The organism is Okeania sp. SIO2B9 (assembly GCF_010672505.1).
GTDB lineage: Bacteria > Cyanobacteriota > Cyanobacteriia > Cyanobacteriales > Microcoleaceae > Okeania > Okeania hirsuta.
In genome coordinates this window covers 1-4932 of sequence record NZ_JAAHGK010000512.1, presented here as the reverse complement: position 1 = coordinate 4932, position 4932 = coordinate 1, and the positions used below count along the sequence as shown (strand labels likewise).

5 protein-coding genes and 1 pseudogene are annotated in these 4932 nt (G+C 36.2%); 2 read left to right on the top strand and 4 right to left on the bottom strand.

Annotated features, from left to right (window positions below; translation table 11 throughout):
• Positions 1-281: 281 nt before the first annotated feature.
• Positions 282-443 (top strand): PAS domain-containing protein, encoded by a 162-nt coding sequence (locus F6K13_RS18035; protein WP_275670321.1) that lies wholly within the window; start codon positions 282-284, stop codon positions 441-443.
• Between the two features lie 185 nt (positions 444-628).
• Here F6K13_RS18035 and F6K13_RS18030 read toward each other — a convergent pair whose 3' ends face one another.
• From F6K13_RS18030 to F6K13_RS18010, 4 genes and pseudogenes are all read right to left on the bottom strand, one after another.
• A complete protein-coding gene (locus tag F6K13_RS18030; RefSeq protein ID WP_124145074.1) occupies positions 629-817 on the bottom strand; it encodes a hypothetical protein in 189 nt (62 codons plus the stop codon).
• A 1483-nt stretch (positions 818-2300) separates the two neighbouring features.
• Positions 2301-2885, bottom strand: a pseudogene (locus F6K13_RS18025) (IS5 family transposase).
• Positions 2886-2951: 66 nt separating this feature from the next.
• Positions 2952-3230, bottom strand: coding sequence for a transposase (locus F6K13_RS18015; RefSeq protein ID WP_124143336.1), 279 nt, complete (start codon positions 3228-3230; stop codon positions 2952-2954).
• Between the two features lie 236 nt (positions 3231-3466).
• Complete coding sequence (locus F6K13_RS18010; protein ID WP_124155029.1) at positions 3467-4159, bottom strand: GDSL-type esterase/lipase family protein; 693 nt, start codon at positions 4157-4159, stop codon at positions 3467-3469.
• 425 nt (positions 4160-4584) lie between these two features.
• On the opposite strand from F6K13_RS18010, the gene F6K13_RS18005 reads away from it, so the two are divergent.
• The gene (locus F6K13_RS18005) at positions 4585-4830 is read left to right on the top strand and encodes a DNA-directed RNA polymerase subunit omega (protein ID WP_124143348.1); all 246 of its coding nucleotides are present in this window, start codon (positions 4585-4587) and stop codon (positions 4828-4830) included.
• The last annotated feature ends 102 nt before the right edge of the window (positions 4831-4932 follow it).

Genomic DNA, 4932 nt, shown 5'->3' with positions numbered 1-4932 from the left:
CCTTTGTGTGGGTGACAAGAGAAGGAGCGACAACATTAGCCACATCATATACTTGATGATTTATTAAATATGTACCACAATAGTTGGTCTTAATGATCATGATTCAGAAGTCTTAATTAGTCTCTATACTGAAATATTTAGTGTGCTCAACCTATGGAGTTTTTTGACCTATATTTATATTTATATTTAATGATGACAAAGATTTACCTTTTGCCGTGAATCTAGACACTAATAAAATGTTCCGACTTAATGTAGTTAAGATGTGATTTCTACAGTCAGTTATTAATGCAATTCCTGACCCTATATTTGTCAAGGATAAATATCATCGTCGCATTGTTTTGAATGAAGCTTATGGTAAATTTCTCGGTTATTCTGTAGACGATATACTCATCAAAACAGATTACGAATTATTTGCTCAAAATGAAGCTAATATATTTTGGTAACAAGATGAGTTAGTATTTCAAACTAATCAACAGCAAGAAAATGAAGAATATTGTACAGATTACCGTGGAATTACTCACATAGTTGCTACGAAAAGAACTCTTCATCAAGATGCCACAGGAAATCTATTTTTAGTAGGAGTAATTAGGGCTTGCTGATTAAATCTAAAAGCATTGACATATAAAGACTAAAGAATTTTTGGAGTCGAATTGCAGTGCAAATTTTTCACCTCTTTATGCTCATGCATGGAGCGTATTTTAGGCGCATAGTTGGGCAGAAAAATCATTCTTACAAAACGCCCGCTCCTACCTCCTATAAATTCCAATTTCTCCTGTCTCCTGTCTCCTGTCTCCTGTCTCCTACCCCTACCACTCATACTTTTTCAGCAAACCCTAATTAATCATTACTTTTTCTTTTAAGAAGGGATTGGCAACAATAATTTTTTTCTTTATTTTTTATTTACAGCGCTTTTCAAATCAATAAACCACATCGTCACAAGCAAAATATGTTAGAGACGTTCCATGGAACATCCCTACTGTGGTCTACCAAAATGAAAACCGCTGTAAATAAAAGGCTTTAAATTTTAATTATTTGGCCAGAGATAAATTAATAATCTAAAAATAGGAAATCATTGAAAAACAGAATAATTAAGAAGACAGGCGATCGCCTTAGTAAACAATAATTGTAAGTATTCAGCTATTAGCAGTCAACTCTCAGCAATAAGACACTCCTTTTCAGGATGGAGTTTAAATGAATATAGATTTTAAGGTCTTTTGTAGTAAGATTTAATTCTAGCTCAATTAATACAGCTTTGAATGCGTAATAAAAGCAATAGCTGATAGCTGACGGCTGAATGCTTACCAATAATTTATCAATCTAAGTAATAGAATAAAAAAGTTTTGAAATAAATCATCATATAAATGATTTTCAACATACATTGTCTACAACAAATAAAGTATTAGAAACAAACTTTAAAAGTGGCGTTGCTTAAATGTAATGATAATTAGACATCTACTCCACCCATAGGCAGTAGGCAGCTTTGCTGTAGGCAGTAGGGGTAAAGAATTGATAATTTCTTTGAGATATAGATATTTATTTTTGATTCTTGGAGATGTCTATTAGCTGAAGGTAAAATTGAAAAACTGATGTTTTGTGCCCAAAGTTAATCTCAAAATCATTACCACTCAGCAACGCCGCTTAATTTGCTAATAATATATATTTGATTTATGATTGGATATAAATTTTTAGATAACTATTACCGAAAAATTGGGTTTAAAGCCTCGCCCATAAGCGGGCGACTTTTTAGTTGTTTTTTTTGAATACATATGTTATATTTTTGTTACTAGTAGCGGACGGGCAGTCCGAGATAAAAAACGGACGCGGAGGCAAGTATAAGACTTGCGTATAGTAAGTTGCAGCCTGTGTTAGCGGAGCTTTGCATCAGCAAAACCTCAACCCACCGAGGAGCTTCGGATCGGTAGGAATCCCCTTGCCTTTAAGCCTGGCAAGATGTCAACAGTCAGTTTATGATAAACAAGGGCTTTGTTGGATGAAAGTAGGGATTCGCTCCGCGATCCGTTCCGGCATCGCAAAAAACTCCCTTGGTTGGAAGTTAACTAGATTTCTACAAAGTAGCTCTGCGGCTTACCCTACGCCAATCATCACGTTGACCATGGAACATTGTATGAATAATATCATGTTCGGTTGAATACTTATAAATAACTGTTGTGAGTCCTCAGGAGTCAGGAGTCAGGAGTCAGGAGGGAAGAAAGGAGGAATACATAGAAAATATTGGAGAAAAGCATTGATAATTTCAGTATTTCTTTGGTACTGTCGGTACCCGGAGTCCTTAAATTTTATTATAACTGACCCGTCCGAACATGATATAACTCCACTGACTGATTGTCAAATTTTCGTCTTCGTAACTTGCCTCCAAAAAGAACTTTGAGCCTGAACATGGTGGTTTCCGACAACGAGGGTCGGTGATCACCACATTCACCCTTCCATTTCTTGCGTCCTACAATTCTAATTCTTCTGAGGTTTTCATCCCTGGGATGAGGTGGACATTTACAGTTGCCATGTTGACCTATTACTGCATTTTTCCTGGGTGGAATAGTTGTCTTTGCTCCTGGTTGCCTAGCTTTCTCATAACACTTATAGTTATCATAGGCTCCGTCTCCTGATACTTGGGCTATTTCCCCATCTACTCCATCTAATAGGTCAGAAAATATTTGGTCATCACTCACATCATTGGTACTCACTACCCCACTCACTATCTCCCCAGTCGCTTAATTTACTCCCAGATGTAGTTTACCCCATGTACGCCGTTTACCACTACCATGAACTCTTGTTTTCCATTCACCTTCTCCATAAACTTTCACCCCTGTAGAGTCTACTACCAGATCAATAGCTTCAGAGCGTTGGTATAACTGGCAGTTGAACATTCAGTTTTTGTCAGCGACGGGATACGGTGCTATGGAAAGGTAGCTGGTAAATCTAAGTCCATCAATTCAAATATAGGTTCCACAAAACATCAGCGTCTGTCGTCCAGCCAGACTAAACCAGGATTGTATAGTCACCATAAATTCAATGGCCGTGTCACTGTAGTTATTAGATGCTCCCCTAGGTCCAGTTTTTTTCTGATTAAGCCACTCCGGAATCACCTCCGGAGTCAGCCAAAAAGTGAAACTCCCTCGCTGTTTTAAGGATGCATCATACTCAGACCAGTTTTTGAGCCGATACAAGGACTTAGATTTACTCATACCTACTGACTGTATTTTGTGTACCATCTTAACTTCTTTATTTTTACCCTAAACATCATCTTTTGTGCAACAAAGCCATAAACAAGTAAAAAAAGCTAATCAATATTGATTTAGTCAAGTAAGCATGACCTAGGAATAACTAATAGCGAGGTAGCTGCTTGCCCAGCATTCCGTAGGAAATGCTTACATAATTTCCTGCTTCCTCACTTAGTTAATAGGATCTGGCGAGTAAACCTCATTATTCCTTTCTCTTCAAACTAACCTTAGCTAGTTAATAAATTCAGATATTCCCAGTCCAATACATCTTGTAATAGAGCTTTATAACCTGCGACATTAGGATGAATGCCATCTGGACAAAGACGTAATCTCCACCAATTTTCGCCCCTACTTAACCATTTTTCAAACACATCTAAATAAGGAATTTTTCGCTTTAAACAAGCCAACCGAGTCGCCTCTTTATATATAAATTGATCCTCGTGACTATAATATAAACAATCTTGAAAAGGCATTTTATCCAAATTAACAGGAACCATTCCCACAAATAGTACAGGACAAAGTTGTTTTGATGTATCCAATAAATTATCTAAAATTGTTTTAAATTTGGAAAAATCAGTATAGTAACGTCCATCTGGTCTTTGGACTCTAGCAGAATCATTTACCCCAACCGAAAGAATAATAATATCTGGTTGACGATTTCTTAATTCTCCACGATGGCGAAACTCATGTTCCAGGCGTTGTTCTACTTGTAAAACACGGTTTCCTCGGACTCCAAGATTATACAGCACATGACCAGGACTGTCTGGCAACATCCACTGCCGTCGTAATCTCTCTACCCATCCACCACCTTCATAATCACCAAAACCATAAACTAAACTGTCTCCCAAAGCAACTATTTTTAGGGGATGATGATGAGTCTGAGAAAAGCGCTTTACAGTCGAAGGAGTAGCTAATAACATAAGCAATAAAAATTGATAATATTAGTATAAATTTATTAATATTGATTGAATTTTAACTAAAAATATTAGCATTGACCACCTAATTTCGAGAACAGAGAACAAAAAATATATATTAGACAGTTAATCATCTTTACTTATTACAGAAAAAATGCTACTGTAATGTAAGTTTTTTACTCCAAATGTGACTCATCGTAGTTGACTAAGAGTCTATTAATATGGTTTAAAGACTTACCAATCTTGAATAGGTTAACAGCAAACAGTTACTCAGGTATATAATGGCTTATTAACAAGTGGCCATCAAAAACTATCACGCGCTTTTCAAAATATATTAGTGGTCTTAAACAAACCTGTTAAAAATGTTAACTGATGACTGAACTCATAAGAGATGACCGATTAAACTATACAGGCTAATAAAATTTATGCACATAGAAAAGCAATCTAGTATTGATTCCGCAGAACTAAGTCGTAGGTCTGAAGAGCTGATTAGAGCTGCATCTAATCGTTATCGTGTTGTGGTACAAGTAGCTAATCGTGCCAAACGCCGTCGTTATGAAGATTTTGATAATATGGATGAACAATTAATGAAACCTGTTATCCGTGCTGTAGTCGAAATGTCCGACGAATTGATGCAGCCAGAAATAATTAGTGATGTAAGTAGTAGCATAGTATAGGTAAATATAATAGTAGTTATTTGATAATAGCCATGAGCAAGAAGCGGTGGCTCAAATATTTCAAGATTATTATTATCACAGTAGTGGTTTGCGCTAGTATCA